General features: G+C 68.3%; 17 protein-coding genes. 8 read left to right on the forward strand and 9 right to left on the reverse strand.

Features of this window, described 5'->3' with window-relative positions:
* Window positions 1–30: 30 nt before the first annotated feature.
* The 3 genes from pcnB to hda are packed head-to-tail and all read right to left on the reverse strand — an operon-like array spanning window position 31 to window position 3,029.
* Window positions 31–1,587 (reverse strand): polynucleotide adenylyltransferase PcnB, encoded by a 1,557-nt coding sequence (pcnB, locus tag ABUE11_RS10440; RefSeq protein WP_367065261.1) that lies wholly within the window; start codon window positions 1,585–1,587, stop codon window positions 31–33.
* The gene (locus ABUE11_RS10445; RefSeq protein ID WP_367065262.1) at window positions 1,584–2,288 is read right to left on the reverse strand and encodes an HAD family hydrolase; all 705 of its coding nucleotides are present in this window, start codon (window positions 2,286–2,288) and stop codon (window positions 1,584–1,586) included. Before ABUE11_RS10445 ends, pcnB begins: the two co-directional genes overlap by 4 nt.
* Before the next feature lie 48 nt (window positions 2,289–2,336).
* Window positions 2,337–3,029: a DnaA regulatory inactivator Hda gene (gene hda / locus ABUE11_RS10450; RefSeq protein WP_367065263.1), complete on the reverse strand. Its 693-nt coding sequence runs from the start codon at window positions 3,027–3,029 to the stop codon at window positions 2,337–2,339.
* A 350-nt stretch (window positions 3,030–3,379) separates the two neighbouring features.
* On the opposite strand from hda, the gene ABUE11_RS10455 reads away from it, so the two are divergent.
* From ABUE11_RS10455 to ABUE11_RS10470, 4 genes are all read left to right on the forward strand, one after another.
* A complete protein-coding gene (locus ABUE11_RS10455; protein ID WP_367065264.1) occupies window positions 3,380–5,329 on the forward strand; it encodes a gamma-glutamyltransferase family protein in 1,950 nt (649 codons plus the stop codon).
* A gap of 168 nt (window positions 5,330–5,497) precedes the next feature.
* Window positions 5,498–6,544 (forward strand): phosphoribosylformylglycinamidine cyclo-ligase, encoded by a 1,047-nt coding sequence (purM, locus tag ABUE11_RS10460; RefSeq protein ID WP_367065265.1) that lies wholly within the window; start codon window positions 5,498–5,500, stop codon window positions 6,542–6,544.
* 73 nt (window positions 6,545–6,617) lie between these two features.
* On the forward strand, window positions 6,618–7,661 hold the full coding sequence (locus tag ABUE11_RS10465) for an AI-2E family transporter (RefSeq protein WP_367068798.1): 1,044 nt from the start codon (window positions 6,618–6,620) through the stop codon (window positions 7,659–7,661).
* 116 nt (window positions 7,662–7,777) lie between these two features.
* Window positions 7,778–8,173, forward strand: coding sequence for a universal stress protein (locus tag ABUE11_RS10470; RefSeq protein ID WP_367065266.1), 396 nt, complete (start codon window positions 7,778–7,780; stop codon window positions 8,171–8,173).
* An 86-nt stretch (window positions 8,174–8,259) separates the two neighbouring features.
* Here the strand turns inward: ABUE11_RS10470 and ABUE11_RS10475 are convergent, their stop codons facing one another.
* Window positions 8,260–9,117, reverse strand: coding sequence for a tetratricopeptide repeat protein (locus tag ABUE11_RS10475; RefSeq protein WP_367065267.1), 858 nt, complete (start codon window positions 9,115–9,117; stop codon window positions 8,260–8,262).
* A gap of 27 nt (window positions 9,118–9,144) precedes the next feature.
* Window positions 9,145–10,710: a murein biosynthesis integral membrane protein MurJ gene (gene murJ / locus ABUE11_RS10480; protein WP_367065268.1), complete on the reverse strand. Its 1,566-nt coding sequence runs from the start codon at window positions 10,708–10,710 to the stop codon at window positions 9,145–9,147.
* A gap of 104 nt (window positions 10,711–10,814) precedes the next feature.
* Between murJ and rpsT the strand changes: the two genes are divergently transcribed.
* On the forward strand, window positions 10,815–11,117 hold the full coding sequence (gene rpsT / locus ABUE11_RS10485; RefSeq protein WP_367065269.1) for a 30S ribosomal protein S20: 303 nt from the start codon (window positions 10,815–10,817) through the stop codon (window positions 11,115–11,117).
* 166 nt (window positions 11,118–11,283) lie between these two features.
* On the opposite strand, the gene ABUE11_RS10490 is transcribed toward rpsT, so the two are convergent.
* On the reverse strand, window positions 11,284–11,598 hold the full coding sequence (locus tag ABUE11_RS10490; protein ID WP_367065270.1) for a DUF3579 domain-containing protein: 315 nt from the start codon (window positions 11,596–11,598) through the stop codon (window positions 11,284–11,286).
* 262 nt (window positions 11,599–11,860) lie between these two features.
* Here ABUE11_RS10490 and ABUE11_RS10495 point away from each other — a divergent pair, with 262 nt between their 5' ends.
* Both ABUE11_RS10495 and argF read left to right on the forward strand, forming a co-directional pair.
* Window positions 11,861–13,057 (forward strand): aspartate aminotransferase family protein, encoded by a 1,197-nt coding sequence (locus ABUE11_RS10495; protein WP_367065271.1) that lies wholly within the window; start codon window positions 11,861–11,863, stop codon window positions 13,055–13,057.
* Window positions 13,058–13,071: 14 nt separating this feature from the next.
* Window positions 13,072–13,992 carry an ornithine carbamoyltransferase gene (gene argF, locus ABUE11_RS10500; RefSeq protein ID WP_367068799.1) on the forward strand — a complete coding sequence of 307 codons (921 nt, stop codon included), beginning with the start codon at window positions 13,072–13,074 and terminating at the stop codon, window positions 13,990–13,992.
* A gap of 575 nt (window positions 13,993–14,567) precedes the next feature.
* Here the strand turns inward: argF and ABUE11_RS10505 are convergent.
* Window positions 14,568–15,110, reverse strand: a complete 543-nt coding sequence (locus ABUE11_RS10505; RefSeq protein ID WP_367065272.1) for a DUF488 domain-containing protein — start codon at window positions 15,108–15,110, stop codon at window positions 14,568–14,570.
* A 4-nt stretch (window positions 15,111–15,114) separates the two neighbouring features.
* Complete coding sequence (locus tag ABUE11_RS10510) at window positions 15,115–15,324, reverse strand: DUF2945 domain-containing protein (RefSeq protein WP_367065273.1); 210 nt, start codon at window positions 15,322–15,324, stop codon at window positions 15,115–15,117.
* A 97-nt stretch (window positions 15,325–15,421) separates the two neighbouring features.
* Here ABUE11_RS10510 and ABUE11_RS10515 point away from each other — a divergent pair, with 97 nt between their 5' ends.
* Entirely contained in the window at window positions 15,422–15,769 is a 348-nt protein-coding gene (locus ABUE11_RS10515) for a YkgJ family cysteine cluster protein (RefSeq protein WP_367065274.1), read from the forward strand.
* A 53-nt stretch (window positions 15,770–15,822) separates the two neighbouring features.
* On the opposite strand, the gene ABUE11_RS10520 is transcribed toward ABUE11_RS10515, so the two are convergent.
* A complete protein-coding gene (locus ABUE11_RS10520) occupies window positions 15,823–16,056 on the reverse strand; it encodes a hypothetical protein (RefSeq protein WP_367065275.1) in 234 nt (77 codons plus the stop codon).

The raw sequence follows: 16,056 nt of genomic DNA on the forward strand, positions 1-16,056 counted from the left end.
CGGCCTCGGCCCGCGGCGCCTGGGTCGGGCTCAAGCGCCCTCGCCCGCCGCGGGGCCGCTGGCACCACCGGCCGGCTTGCGGCGACGGCGGCGGCGCTTCTTGGGCGCGGCGCCGTCGCCCTGGGCGTCGGGCTCGGCGGGGGCCTCGGCCGGTGCGGCGCCGGTGGGCTTGGGCACGCGCCGCACCACGGGCTGGGCCTTGCGCTGGCGGGCGCGCTGCTCCTCGCGCACCTGCTCGATCATGTCCTCGCGGCGCGCATCATCGGCCAGCGAGAACTGCTGCCACCATTCGGCCAGCCCTTCCTCGACCTCGCCGACGTCGGCGCGCAGGCGCAGGAAGTCAAAACCCGCACGAAAGCGGATATGGGCCACCATGCTGAAGGGCGTGCTGCCCGAGCGCTTTTCGAAGCGCGGCTGCATGACCCAGATCTCGCGCATGTCGGCGGCCAGCTTGCCGCGGCCGGACACGTCGCCGATGCGCTTGTCGAACACCTCGTCGATGGCATCCTGCAGCGCCGGGAAGGCGTGCTCGTTGCGTGCCAGGCGCTGCTCCCAGCCGGCCTTGACGTCCTGCCAGAGCACGCAGGCGAGCAGAAAGCTCGGCGCCACGGTCTTGCCCTCGCCCACGCGGCGGTCGGTGTCGGCGAGCGCCGCCTGCACGAAGGGATGGTCGGCACGCTCGACCACCACGTCGAGCAGCGGGTAGATGCCCTTTTCCAACCCGAGCTTTTTCAGCTGCGCGATGGAGGCCAGCGCATGGCCGGTCTGCAGCAGCTTGAGCATTTCGTCGAAGAGGCGGCTTTGCGGCACGTCCTGCAAGAGCGGCTCACAGGCCAGCAGCGGCTTGGCGGTCTTGGGCTCGAGGGCGAAGCCCAGCGCACTGAGCTTGGCGGCGAAGCGCACGGCGCGGATGATGCGCACCGGGTCCTCGCGGTAGCGCGTGGCCGGGTCGCCGATCATGCGCAGCACGCGCTTTCTGGCGTCGTCCAGGCCCTTGTGGAAGTCCACCACGACCTGGGTCTCGGGGTCGTAGTACATGGCGTTGACGGTGAAGTCGCGCCGCGTGGCGTCCTCGTCCTGCGGGCCCCAGACGTTGTCGCGCAGCACGCGGCCGCTGGCGTCCACGGCGTGCTGCATGCCGGCGAGCTGCGCCTTGCTGGTGCGCTCGTTGCCGCTGACCTGCTCGGCCGCTGCGTTGTCCAGATAGGCGCGGAAGGTGGAGACCTCGATCACCTCATGCTCGCGCCCGCGCCCATGGACCACGTGCACGATGCGAAAGCGCTTGCCGATGATGAAGGCGCGCCGAAACAGCCCCTTGACCTGCTCGGGCGTGGCGTTGGTGGCCACGTCGAAGTCCTTGGGCTTGAGGCCCAGCAGCAGGTCGCGCACGGCGCCGCCGACGATGTAGGCCTCGAAGCCCGCCTGCTTGAGCGTGCGCACCACGTCGGTGGCGCGCCGGTCCACGAGCTCGGGGTTGATGCCGTGCACCGAGGCGGGCAGCTCCTCGCGCTTGCCAAAGCGGCGCTTGGCCGCGCGGCCCGCGCCGCCGCCCTTGCCCAGCAGCTTGTCGATGAAGGTCTTGATCATTGTTGTTGTGAGGCAAACAGGTCCAGGATGGGCCAGCCGCGCTCCTGCGCCAGGGCGCGCAGGCGCGGGTCGGGGTTGGTGGCCACGGGGTGATTGACCTTCTCCAGGAGCGGCACGTCGTTCATGGAGTCGCTGTAGAAGGTGCTGTCCACGTCGCCCCAGGAAAGGCCGCGCGCGGCCAGCCAGGCCTGCATGCGCCGCACCTTGCCCTCGCGCATGGTGGGCTCGCCGCGGATGTCGCCGGTGATCCAGCCATCGGCGTCGCGCTCGAGCTCGAGCGCCAGCAGCTGCTCCACGCCCAGCGCCTGGGCGATGGGGCGGGTGATGAATTCATTGGTGGCGGTGATGATGAGCACCTCGTCGCCCGCGTCGCGGTGCTTTTGCAGCAGCGCCAGCGCCTCGCCGTGGATGGCCGGCGCGATCACCTCGCGCATGAACTGCGCATGGGCCTGGGCCGCGGCGTCCGCGCCGCGCAGGCGCACTGCCTCGGTGGCAAAGCGCACGTAGTCGTGCACGTCCAGGCGCCCGGCCAGGTAATCCTCGTAGAAGGCCTTGTTGCGGCGGCCGAACTCCTCGCGGTCGGTCCAGCCGATGCGGATGGTGAACTCGCCCCACTCGTAGTCCGAGTCGAGCGGCAGCAGCGTGTGGTCCAGGTCGAACAGCGCCAGCCGTTTGCGTGGTACCGAAGGGGTGGATGTCATGCGAGTCGATGTGAGGGAAGATGGCCGGGCTGCGACGACGCCTGCGCGCTATTCGCTTTGCAGCATGGTCTTGAGCAGCGGCACGGTAATGGCACGCTGGGCACGCAGGGCAAAGCTGTCGAGCCGGTCGAGCAGCTGCATGAGGCTGCCCAGGTCGCGCGAGAAGCGCGTGAGCATGTAGTCCATGACCTCATCGGCCAGATGGATGCCGCGCGCGTCGGCCTGCTCGCGCAGCACCGCGCGGCGCTCGGATTCATCGAGCAGCTGCAGCTGGAACACATGGCCCCAGCCGAGCCGCGTGCGCAGGTCGTCGCGCAACGGCAGGTCGGCCGGCGGCAGCGCGCCCGCCGCCAGCACCCAGCGCGGCGCGCCGGCCGTGGGGTTGATGGCATTGACGAACCAGTTGAAGGCGGCCGCCTGCTGCGCCGTGGTGTAGAGCTGCACGTCGTCGAGCAGCACGGCGCTCCAGCGCTCGTCGAACGCCGACGGCAACGCGACCGAGGGGTCGAGCCAGCCCACGCTGGCGCCCTGGTCGCGCAGGGCCTCGTAGGTGGCGCGCAGCAGATGCGTCTTGCCCGTGCCGGCATCGCCCCACAGATAGGTGGGCACGGGCGAGCGCGGCGCCGCGCCGTCGCCCACCGACAGGCGCAGATGCTGCAGCGCCTGGGCATTGGGCCCGGCGTGGAAGTTGCCCAACGTGGGGCCGGTCGCCAGGCCGATGTCGAGCGCCAGTTGCTTCATGAATCGGATGCCAGCCCCCAAACATCGGCTGGCGCAGTAAATATGGGCATGTGCAGGAGGGCGGTCGCGGACTGAAAGGGAAAGGCCCAGCCCGGACTGATCATGCCGCGCGCAGGCGGCAAAGGGACGCATTCTAGTCTGTCGGCGACGCGCCGGCCCGGTGCCCACCGCACGCCGGCGGCACAGGACGGTTCGCCAGGGTATCCACCAACATGGCTCGCGCCCTGCATGGTTTAGCTTGGCCTCTTTCGCGCAGACGAAGCCCGGGACCCTGTCGGGGATGCCTGCCCGGGCAGCCACCCTCGGCCCCTCCGCAGGCAGCCCCGCACACGTCACGCATGAGGTGAAACATGTCCCAGAAAACCCTGTGGGCCCTGGCCCCCCTGGCCGCGGCGGCGCTGCTCGCCGGCTGCGGTGGCAGCAGCGACCGGCTCATCGTCGACAGCGACCCGACCAGCTGCACGGTGCGCGGCAGTGGCGGGGCGGCCGTCGTCGTCGGCTCGGGCGTCAGCGGCGACCCGGCTGCGCCGGAGGCCGCATCGGGCTACCGCCTGGGGCTCACGGCCAAGCATTCGAGCAAATACATGGCCATCGCCAACACGCCCCTGGCCACCAAGGCAGGCTGCGAGATTCTCAAGGCCGGCGGCTCCGCCGTGGACGCCGCCGTGGCCATGCAGGCCGTGCTGGGGCTGGTGGAGCCCCAGTCGAGCACCATCGCGGGCAGCGCCTTCATGATCTACTACGACGCAAAGAGCAAAAAGGTCGTCGCCTACGACGGCCGCGAGACCGCCCCGGCCGCCGCCACCAACTACTACCTCGTGCGGCAGAACCAGGACGACGCGGCCTCGCCCGCCCCCGTGCCGAGTGCGCGGCGCAGCGGCCGCTCCATCGGCGTGCCCGGCGTGATGCGCATGCTCGACATGGCGCACAAGGAGCATGGCAAGCTGCCCTGGAGCCAGTTGTTCGACCAGGGCATCAAGCTCTCGACCGACGGCTTTCTGATCCCGGGCCGGTTGGGCGCGGCCATCGCGAGCAATGCCAACAACCTGGCGCTCGACGCCAACGCCATGGCCACCTATTTCCACGCCGACGGCACGCCGCGCAAGACCGGCGAGTCCATGACCAACCTGCCCTATGCCCGGACGCTCAAAACCCTGGCCACCCAGGGCGCGGACGCCCTCTACAGCGGCGACCTGGCCAAGGCCATCGTCGCCAAGGCCGCGCAGTCCGTGGGCGACGATGCCGCAAAGACGCCCATCACCCCCAGCCTGATGACGCTTGCCGACCTGTCCGGCTACAAGGCCAAGAAGCGTGAGGCGGTCTGCACCAACTACCGCGGCACCTACCATGTGTGCACCATGTCGCCACCCTCGTCCGGCGGCATCGCCATCGCGCAGTCGCTGGGCATACTCGGCCAGTTCAACCTCGCGCAATACGGCCCCACCAACCCGGGCAACGAGGGCGGCGTGCCCAGTGTGATGGGCGTGCACCTGGTCTCGGAGGCCGAGCGCCTGGCCTACGCCGACCGCGACAAGTACGTGGCCGACACCGATTTCGTGCCGCTGCCGGCCCAGGGCCTGACCTCGCTGCTCGCCCCCGACTACCTCAGGCAGCGCGCCGCCCTCATCAGCCCGGACAAGAGCATGGGCACGGCCACACCCGGCGACTTCGGCCCCGTGCCGCAGGGCGTGGACAAGACCGACGAACATGGCACCACCCACCTGTCCGTGGTCGACGCCTATGGCAACGTGGTGTCGATGACGACCACGGTGGAATCGAGCATGGGCTCGTTCCACATGGTCGAGGGCTTTTTGCTCACCAACCAGCTGACGGACTTTTCCGCCAGCCCCGTGGACGCCAATGGCCTGCCCGTGGCCAACCGCGTCGCACCGGGCAAGCGCCCGCGCAGCACCATGGCGCCCACGCTGGTCTTCAGGGGCAGCGCGCCGGGCGACTTCGTCATGGCCACGGGCTCGCCCGGCGGGGGCGCCATCATCCAGTACGTGACCAAGACCCTCGTCGGCGCACTCGACTGGGGGCTGGACGCGCAGCAGGCCACCTCCCTCGTGAACTTCGGCGCAAGCAACAACCCCACGACGGGCGTGGATGGCTCCAACACCACGCTGGATCTGTCGGCGCTGATCAATGAGCTCAAGGCCAAGGGCCATACGGTCAACGGCAACGCCCAGTCGAGCGGCGTGGCCACCATCATGCGCGTGACGAAAGACGGCAAGACCCTGCTGGAAGGCGGCGCCGACCCGCGGCGCGAGGGCATCGTGCTCGGAGACGGCTCGCTCTGAGGCCACGCGAGCCCCGCTGCAACCCCAAGGCCCCGTCCGCTGGCGGGGCCTTTTTGTGGCGTCCCTCACCCCGCCGCAGGCATAGTCACAGGCATATATGGGCAGCGCCAGCGCCCTGCCGACTAAAATCGCGGGTTTGGTTCGATCCGCCCACCCCTTTGGAATTTCATGAGCTCCTCTGCCACCCCACCCATTTCGTACAAGGACGCCGGCGTTGACATCGACGCGGGCGACGCATTGGTCGAGCGCATCAAGCCGCTGGCAAAGAAGACCCTGCGCGAAGGCGTGATGGCCGGCATCGGCGGCTTTGGCGCGCTGTTCGAGGTGCCCAAGCGCTACCAGGAGCCGGTGCTGGTCTCCGGCACCGACGGCGTGGGCACCAAGCTCAAGCTGGCGTTCGAATGGAACATGCACGACACCGTGGGCATAGACCTCGTCGCCATGAGCGTCAACGACGTGCTGGTGCAGGGCGCCGAGCCGCTGTTCTTCCTCGACTACTTCGCCTGCGGCAAGCTCGACGTGGACACGGCCGCAGCCGTGGTCGGCGGCATCGCCAAAGGCTGCGAACTCTCGGGCTGCGCCCTCATCGGCGGCGAGACCGCCGAGATGCCCGGCATGTACCCGGCCGGTGAATACGACCTGGCGGGCTTTGCCGTCGGCGCCGTCGAGAAGTCCAGGATTCTCACGGGCCAGAACGTGCAGGCCGGCGACGTGGTGCTGGGCCTGGCTTCGAGCGGCGTGCATTCCAATGGCTTTTCGCTGGTGCGCAAGTGCATCGAGCGCGCCAGCGCGAGCGGCAGCCTGCCCGAGCAGCTCGATGGCAAGCCCTTCAAGGCTGCCATCATGGAGCCCACCCGCCTGTACGTGAAGAACGTGCTGGCCGCGCTGGCGCAGCACCCGATCAAGGCCTTGTCGCACATCACCGGCGGTGGCCTGCTGGAGAACATCCCGCGCGTGCTGCCCGACGGCCTGGCAGCCCACCTCAAGGCCGGCAGCTGGCCCAAGACGGAGCTGTTCGCCTGGCTGCAGCAGACCGCCGGCATCGACGACCAGGAAATGAACCGCACCTTCAACAACGGCATCGGCATGGTGGTCATCGTGCCGCAGGAAGCCGCCGACGCCACCGCCGCCACGCTGCGCGCGCTGGGCGAGCAGGTCTACACCATTGGCGCGATTGCCGAGCGGGGTGCCGGCGCGGCCGTCGTCGTCGCCTGACCCAGCATCTCCTGCAGGGTCGTCCGCCATGTCGTCGGGACACACGCCGCAACGCGGCCCCGAGGCCTTTCCCATGCCCGTGACCAGGGGCGCCTACGCCGCTCGCGGCGTGGCCATTGCAAGCTATGTGCTGATGGCCGCCGCGCTGCTGCTCGTCATGTGCTACGGCCTGCTGCCGGGCCTGCTGTGCGTGTGCGTGGGCTTTCTGCTCACACGCTGGCTGGCGCCGCGGCTGGTACATCTGCGCCGGCTGCTCCCTGGCGGGCGCGGCCATGCCTCCCACAGCGGTCAGAGCGTGGCCGCAGCCCTGGTCATGCTGTCGCCGCTGCTGCTCGTGGCGTTCGCGCTGTCGCACTCGCGCACCTACATCGTCGATGCGCCCCAGCAGTATCGTGAGCTGCTGGACTTCCTGGCCAGCACGGTGCTGGAGCTGCGCCAGAAGCTGCCGCCCGACATCGCGGCCCAGCTGCCCGAGGGCACGGCCGAGATCCAGCGCATCCTCGCCTCCTACCTGGCGGCCAAGGCCGGCGCCCTGGCCATGGCCGGCCGCGCATGGCTCACGGGCCTGCTCTATGCCTATGTGGGCCTGGTGATCGGAGCCCTGGCGGCCGTGCGCAGCATGGAGACGGCGCGCGGCCGGCTCACCCAGCAGCTCGTGCTGCGCGTGGCGCGCATGGGCGAGGCGTTTCGGCAGATCGTGGCCGCGCAGTTCTGGATCGCGTCGTTCAACACCGTGCTCACGGCCATCTTTCTGATCCTGCTGCTGCCGCTGTGGGACCTGAAGCTGCCCTACACCCCCGCGCTCATCACCCTGACCTTTGTGGCGGGGCTGGTGCCCATCGTCGGCAATCTGCTGTGCAACGCCGTACTCACCGTCGTCGGCCTGTCGGTATCGCCGGCCGCCGCGGTGGCCTGCCTGGCCTTTCTGATCCTGATCCACAAGGCCGAATACGTGATCAACGCCAAGGTGGTGGGCCGGCGCACGCACATCGGCGTGTGGGAGCTGCTGTCGGTCATGTTCGTCGCCGAGGCCATCTTCGGCCCCGCCGGCCTGGTGGCCGCTCCCTTGTTCTACGCCTATCTCAAGAAGGAGCTCAAGGCGGCGCAGCTGATCTGACGGGCGACGCGTCTTGCCCCCAGGCTCGGCTGACGAGCGGTAAACTCACTCCAGCCTTTTCGGCTCTGGTGCCAGGACACCAGCAACCATCGAAACCACACAACGGAGACAGCTGCATGACCATTCTTGTCGCCTACGTTCCCCGCCCCGAGGGCCGGGCCGCGCTGGACAAGGGTATCGAGATCGCGACCCGGCGCAATGAGCGTCTGGTCGTCATCAACGCCGGCCCTGGCGGTCGCCAGGAAGATCCCAGCATCGTCAACGGCTATGAGGCCGAGCGCGTCGAGGAGCGCCTAGCCACATTGCCCATCACGGCCGAGTTCCGCCAGTTCGTGCGCGGCAAGAGCGCCATCGAGGAGATCGAGGAGCTGGTCGCCGCGCTGCAGGTCTCGGTGCTGGTGATCGGGCTGCGCAAGCGCTCACCCGTGGGCAAGTTGCTGCTGGGCAGCATGGCCCAGGAGATTCTGCTCAACGTGGACTGCCCGGTGCTGGCCGTCAAGGCAAGCAGCTGATCGCCGCTGGATCGCCGCGGGCCATCCCCTCCAACGCCCGCCCCCATGGCGGGCGTTTTGCTTTGTGGTGCAGCGTCCGGCGCCGATCAACCCGCGGCGCGCAGCGCCTTCACATGGCGTGCAATGGCCGGCACATCGCTCGCGCCCGTCGCGTGCGCCAGATAGGCCTCGAGATCCTCCAGCGCCAGCAATGGCTGGCCGAGTTCGGCGTAGGCAAGACCGCGGTCGCGCCACTCATCCCAGGCATCGGGCAGCAGCATGATCAGCCGATGCTGCACGGCCACCAGCGCATTCCAATCCTGGCGCGTGCGATGGATTTCCTTGAGGTTGCGCAGCATGCGCGCCAGGATGTCGCGCGTCGAGGCTGCCTGCAGGTAGAGGCCCAGGGGCACATCCTCCTGCGCAGACGCCCCCTCGTGCGCGCGAAACGGCGCGAGCCGCTCGCCCAGCGCCTCGCGCGAGAGCGAATGGCCGGTCACGGGATCGAGCACCGCCTGCCCGCCCGGCAGCAGCACCTTGACCAGGAAATGCCCGGGAAACGACACGCCATAGGCCTTCAGATCCGCGGCACCCTGGGCCAGCTCCAGCCACAGCACGGCCAGCGAGATCGGAATGCCGCGGCGCGTGCCCAGCACCAGGTGCAGGTAGCTGTTCTCGGGCGCGTAGAAATCGTTGAGATTGGCACCAAAGCCAAGCTCACCGTAGAAGAAGCGGTTGAGCACGTTCAGCCGCAGCAGCGGCTCGGCGTCCGCGGGCATGCGCCGCGCAAGCCTGGCCTGCAGGCGGTCCATCTCGTCGAGAAAGGCCTGCACATCCATGTTGGGATGGGCATCATGCGCGATGCAGGCCGCGGCCTCCAGCAGCGCAATCGCCTCGCCCTGCCCCACCTGCACCAGAGAAGCGAAATATTCCAGCGGAGTGGGTACGGGGTAGCTCAGGGTCATGCGATATGGGGCTCCTTGCGCCGCAGTCTACCTGCGCAGCAGCTCGCGCGGCTTGAGGCCGCAGGCCCACAGGGCGCCAAAGTACAGCAGCGCCGACGCACACAGCAACAGCGCCAGCAGCCCGACGCGCTGCATGCTGTGGGCACGCAGCGCCAGCCAGTCGAAATGCATCGATGCCCAGGCCAGGAACACGGCCAGCAGAGCGCCCGCCGCCGCCACCTGCAGGCCGAGCCGCCCCCAGCCCGGCAGCGGCCGGTAGCTGCCGCGGCGCATCAGCCCGGTAAGCAGCCACAGCGCGTTGATGATGGCGCCCAGACCAATCGACAGGGCCAGCCCGGCATGTGCCAGGACCGGCACCAGCAGCACGTTCATCAGCTGCGTGGCCACCAGCACCACGATGGCGATGCGCACCGGCGTGCGGATGTCCTGGCTGGCGTAGTAGCCCGGAGCCAGCACCTTGATGGCAACCAGCCCGAGCAGGCCCACGCCATAGCCCGCAAGCGCGACAGAGATCTGCCTCGCGTCGGCATCGGTCAGCGCACCATGGTGGAACAGGGTCGCCACCAGCGGCATGGCAAAGACCAGCAGCCCCACGGCGCAGGGCACGGCCAGCAGCACCACGATGCGCAGTCCCCAGTCGAGCATGGCCGAATAGCGCTCCCCGTCGCCCGCAGCCCGGGCCGATGCTAGTTGCGGCGTGAGCACCACGCCCAACGCCACCCCGAGCAGGGCCGTGGGAAACTCCATGAGCCGGTCGGCGTAGAACAGCCAGGTCACGCTGCCGGGCGTCAGATAGGAGGCAATCTGGGTGTTGATCATGAGCGAGATCTGGGCCACGCCCACACCCAGCAGCGCCGGCGCCATCAGCCTGAGAATGCGCCGCACCCCCTCGTCGCGCCAGGCGCTCTGCACGCGCGCCCAGCTCATGCCTATGCGCGGCAGCAACCCGAGGCGCAGCAACACGGGCAGTTGCACGCCCAGCTGCAGCAGGCCGCCGGCCATCACCCCGCCCACCATGGCATAGATGGGCTCGATGCCGCGCGCCTCGAGCTGCGGCGCACCGAACCAGGCCGCGGCGATCATGCACAGGTTCAGCAGCACGGGCGTGGCCGCCGGCACGGCAAAGCGCTTCCAGGTGTTGAGCACGCCGGCCGACAGCGCCACCAGCGACATGAAGCCGATATAGGGGAACATCCAGCGCGTCATGACGATGGCGGCGTCAAAGCCCTGGGGATCCTGGCGCAGCCCGCTGGCCAGCGCCCAGACCAGCAGCGGCGCCCCCACCACGCCCAGCGTGCAGGTCAGCAACAGCACCCAGAACAGCACCGTGGCCACGGCGTCGATCAGCCCATGCGTGGCCTGCTCGCCATGCTGCGTCCTGTGGGCGGCGAGCACGGGCACAAAGGCCTGGCTGAAGGCGCCCTCGGCAAACAGGCGCCGAAACAGGTTGGGAATGCGAAACGCGACGTTGAACGCGTCGGTGAGCACATTGGCCCCGAAGATGGAGGCCATGAGCAGATCACGCACCAGCCCCGTCACGCGCGAGGCCAGGGTCAGCAGGGATACGGTGGAAGCGGCTTTGAGCAGTGACACCCGGCGAAGTGTATTCGCTTGGCGCCGCGCTGGCCTCGAACCAGCAGGCGCGCTATAATTGCCGGCTTTGCTGACATCATCCTCAGACACAAGGAATACACATCATGGCATCTGGTAAGCCAGTCAAGAAGAATCCCCGCCTCGCCTCCGGCCGCAAGCGCGCGCGCCAGGGCGTCAAGCTCAACGCCGCCAACACCTCGCTGCGCTCCAAGTACCGCACGGCAGTCAAGAACGTCGAGAAGGCCGTGCTGGCCGGCGACAAGACCAAGGCCACCGAGCTGTTCGCCAAGGCCCAGTCCGTCATCGACACCATTGCCGACAAGGGCATCTTCCACAAGAACAAGGCCGCTCGCGACAAGAGCCGCCTGTCCGCCAAGGTCAAGGCCCTGGCACCCGCCGCAGCCTAATCGCCGCCTGAACGCTTCAGGCAAACAGCCCGGGTGGCCCAGCCGCCCGCCGTTTGTAACGGGTGCGCTGTCAGCAAAGCAAGGAAACCGCCTTCGTGGCGGTTTTTTTGTGCCTGTTGAGCGGCGAAGACTGTGGGCTGGGGGGCTGTTGGCGTTGCCCAGGACGTCAGCCGGGGGCGTCGGGCAGCAGGCAGGCCTCGACCACCTGCAGGTTGTTGTCCCTGGCGAAGTTGAGCACGAAGTCCCAGGCCATGGGCTCGTAGTCCTGCAGATCGCGGTGCACCACCACGCATTTGACGCCGTTCATGGCCGTGGGCACGCACCAGGGCGAATAGCTCAGGTGGCTTCCCGGGCGTGCGCCGCCGGGGCGGAACTGGCTCATGACGCCGGCCAGGCGCTCTGCCCAGTCGCTGGGGCGAAAGGTTCTCCCATCATGGGTTATGCCTTGGATGAAGACTTCTTTGGAGGTGGGAGCAACCATCTGGATCCGGTCGAAAATGCTGCGCGGGCCTCGTGCGCCCGCGTGGCGCGGATTCTAACTCTTATATAAGAGCTGGCCCGCAAAGCCCCGATGGATCACGTCTGGAAGCATGCGGACAGGCCCACCACTGCGCCGCGCCCATGCATGACTGTGATGCGCATTCTTCAATGGTGCGCCGCAGGCCACGCCCTAGAATCCAGGCTTTCCTTTTGGCCCGCAGGGCCTGTGAGTTTCCGTTCCGCTCTTGTCAGGAGAAGTCCGCATGACCGCTTTCATTGAGGCCGCATCGCCCCATGTGATGAACACCTATGGCCGCGTGCCCATCGCGCTCGAGCGCGGCCAGGGCGTACGCGTGTGGGACGTGAACGGCAAGCAGTACCTCGACGGTCTGGGCGGCATTGCGGTCAACACGCTGGGTCACAACCACCCCAAGCTGGTGCCGGCGCTGCAGGACCAGCTCACCCGGCTCATCCACACCTCCAACTACTACCATGTGCCCGGCCAGGAGCAGCTCGCCCGGCTGCTGACCGAGCGCGCGCAGATGACCAACGTGTTCTTCTGCAGCACGGGCCTGGAGGCCAACGAATGCGCCATCAAGATCGCGCGCAAGTACGGCGTGGACAAGGGGATCGAAAAGCCCGTGATCGTGGTCTATGACCACGCCTTCCACGGCCGCTCCATCGCCACCATGACGGCCACGGGCAACCCCAAGGTGCGCAACGGCTTCGGCCCGTTGCTCGAGGGCTTCATCCGCGTCGCGCCCAATGACATCGAGGCGCTGCAGGAGGCCACCGAGGGCAACCCCAACGTCGTCGCCGTGCTCATGGAGCCCATCCAGGGCGAAGGCGGCCTGCACCCCATGCGTGCCGAATACCTGCAGCAGGTGCGCAGGCTGTGCGATGCCAACGGCTGGCTGCTCATGCTCGACGAGGTGCAGGCCGGCATGGGCCGCACCGGCAAGTGGTTTGCCCACCAGTGGGCCGGCATCCGCCCCGATGTGATGACGCTGGCCAAGGGCCTGGGTTCTGGCGTGCCCGTGGGCGCGGTGCTGGCGCATGGCGCGGCCTCGGAGGTGCTCAAGCCCGGCAACCATGGCTCGACCTTCGGCGGCAACCCGCTGGCCATGCGCGCCGGTGTGGAGACCATACGCATCATGGAAGAGGACGGGCTGCTGGCCAACGCCGCCACCGTGGGCGAGCACCTCAAGAGCGCGCTCGAGAAGGCCCTGCTGCCACTTGCCGGCGTGACCGAGGTGCGCGGCCAGGGCCTGATCATCGGGGTGGAGCTAGACCGCCCCTGCGGCGTGCTGATCGAGCGCGCGGCCGCGGCCGGCCTGCTGCTGTCGGTGACGGCCGAGCGCGTCATCCGCCTGGTGCCCGCCCTCACGCTCACGCGTGCCGAGGCCGACGAAATCGTCGCCCTGCTCACCCCTGTGGTCGAGGCCTTCCTCGCCGAATGAAAGCACCCCGCACCATGAAGCATTACCTGCAGTTCTCCGACTTCAGCGCCGACGAATACAACTACCTGTTCTCGCGCGCGGCCATCATCAAGGGCAAGTTCAAGAGCTACGAGAAGTACCACCCGCTGGCCGACCGCACGCTGGCCATGATCTTCGAGAAGGCCAGCACGCGCACGCGCGTCTCGTTCGAGGCCGGCATGTACCAGCTCGGCGGCAGCGTGGTGCATCTGACCACGGGCGACAGCCAGCTCGGCCGCGCCGAGCCCATCGAGGACAGCGCGCGCGTCATCAGCCGCATGACCGACCTGGTCATGATCCGCACCTTCGGCCAGGACAAGATCGAGCGCTTTGCCGAGCACTCGCGCGTGCCCGTCATCAACGGCCTGACCAACGAGTTCCACCCCTGCCAGATCATGGCAGACATCTTCACCTTCATCGAGCACCGCGGCTCGATTGCCGGCAAGGTCGTGGCCTGGGTGGGCGACGGCAACAACATGGCCAACACCTGGCTGCAGGCGGCCGATCTGCTCGGCTTCACGGTGCATGTGAGCACGCCCGGCGGCTACGAGGTCGATGAGAAACTGGCCTTCGGCGGCCGCCAGCCGCGCGCGGGCTGCTACAAGGTTTTTGCCAACCCCATGGATGCCTGCAAGGATGCCGACCTGGTGACCACCGACGTCTGGACCAGCATGGGCTACGAGGCCGAGAACGAGGCCCGCCGCAAGGCCTTTGCCGACTGGTGCGTGGACGCCGAGATGATGGCCGCCGCCAAGGAAGGCGCCCTGTTCATGCACTGCCTGCCCGCCCACCGCGGCGAGGAAGTCATGGCCGACGTCATCGACGGCCCCCAATCCGTCGTCTGGGACGAGGCTGAAAACAGGATGCACGTGCAGAAGGCACTCATGGAGTACCTTCTGCTCGGCCGGGTTGCATGAAATGCAAGCCGGCGGCGCGCAGCGCCGGCAGCCTGTTTCGGCGCAGGCTCATATCCGCGCAGCGGATGTGAAGCGGCCACAGGCCGCGTGCCGAAGCCACAAACGCATGCACGTGCAGAAGGCACTCATGGAGTACCTTCTGCTCGGCCGGGTTGCATGAAATGCAAGCCGGCGGCGCGCAGCGCCGGCAGCCTGTTTCGGCGCAGGCTCATATCCGCGCAGCGGATGTGAAGCGGCCACAGGCCGCGTGCCGAAGCCACAAACGCATGCACGTGCAGAAGGCACTCATGGAGTACCTTCTGCTCGGCCGGGTTGCATGAAATGCAAGCCGGCGGCGCGCAGCGCCGGCAGCCTGTTTCGGCGCAGGCTCATATCCGCGCAGCGGATGTGAAGCGGCCACAGGCCGCGCGCCGAAGCCACAAACGCATGCACGTGCAGAAGGCACTCATGGAGTACCTTCTGCTCGGTCGGGTGGCCTGATCGGGCACATACCCTCCGTCACCCCGGCGAACGCCGGGGTCCAGGGACTCGGCTTCCGGATTTCACCCTTCGCCGCAATGACGGGGAAACGTAACCTACGCCGAAGAAGCCGGCGGATAGCTCACCACCCCACCCTCTCCCACCACGGCCCCCGGCGTGAGTCGCGCGGGCTCCAGCCTGCCCGGACCCATGATGTGCAGCACGGCCTCGCCACGGGCCAGCAGATGGTCGGCCACGATGCGCCGGTGGCAGCGCCACCAGAGGGCCTCGGCGCACATCAGCGCGCAGCGCCTCTCGCGCCCGAGCGCCAGCAGCTGCTCCAGCCCCGCGCGAAAGGCCGGCGTGAGCGCGTAGTCGGCATAGCGGTGAAAGCTGGCGTTGCGCCACAGGCCATTGCACTCGGGCGCCACGCCGGCGGTTCTGCCGCGCAGGCCGCCGAGCGCCGCCAGATGCAGGTAATCCATGCCCTGCCCGGCCAGCGCCGCGCCCAGGCTGGCCGCATTGAACTGGGGCTGGGCGCGCGAGCCCGGCAGCTTGCGGATGTCGACCAGGCAGGCGACGCCGTTCTCGCACAGCAGCGCCAGGAACTCCTCCAGGCTGCGGCTCGAATGCCCTATGGTGAAGAATGGCTGGGCCACGGCGTCACAGGCGCGTCAGCACCTCGCCGCGGTGCGCCGCAATGTGCTCGGTTCTGTCGCTGCGAATCTCGTACTGGGGATGCTCGGGCGTGGCGCGGTGGCGGTGGCCCTTGTAGTCGAAGTCGCTCACATGCACGGCGATGATGCGGCCGGACACGCGCCCGGCCTCGGAGTTCCAGCTCACGCGGTCGCCCACCCTGAATTTTTCGGACATCTGTGCACCTCCCGCAGCGCTCGCGCGTTGCTCACACACCTGGTCTGCCGGCACATCCCACGACACCGATGGCGCGGCATCCGCCAGCCACACCATCATGTCCGAATCCGATCACCCCTGCCTCACCTGCGGTGCCTGCTGCCATGAGTACCGCGTCGAATTTTCCGTCTACGAGCTGCAATCCATGGGTGGCTGCGTGCCCGACGCGCTGGCGCACGAGGTCCATGGCACCCGCTGGCGCATGGACGGCACGGAGCGCCATCCGGTGCGCTGCATGGCGCTCATGGGGCGCTGCGGCAAGCAATCGATCTGCGGCATCTACGCGCAGCGCCCCTCGGCCTGCCGCGCCTTCGAGATGGGCAGCGAGCGCTGCCACGAGGCGCGAGAGCGCCATGGTCTGCCGCCGCTCGAGCTGCCCTGGGACGACTATCCGCTGGCCGCATAGCATTTAAAGCGAAAATGAGCTCTAGCGCCCGTCCATCAAGCGCTGGAAGCTATCTATTCAGGAGTATTCGAATGCGCCCGTGCCGCCTCGGCGGCCGGCGTCGTCCTGCCCGCGGCACAGCCGCCGCAGCTGCTGCAGCCGCCGCCACTGCCGCAGCCGCCGGGCCCCGCGGCCAGGCCCGGGTGCACGCGGCCCAGGCGCTGGCGCCAGGCGGCGGGCAGGTAGCGCCAGGCCACGTAAGCCAGGGCCACGACGACGATCAGCGCGACGATGAGTTCCTGCAGCAT

This window comes from Oryzisolibacter sp. LB2S, assembly GCF_040732315.1.
GTDB lineage: Bacteria > Pseudomonadota > Gammaproteobacteria > Burkholderiales > Burkholderiaceae_C > Alicycliphilus > Alicycliphilus soli.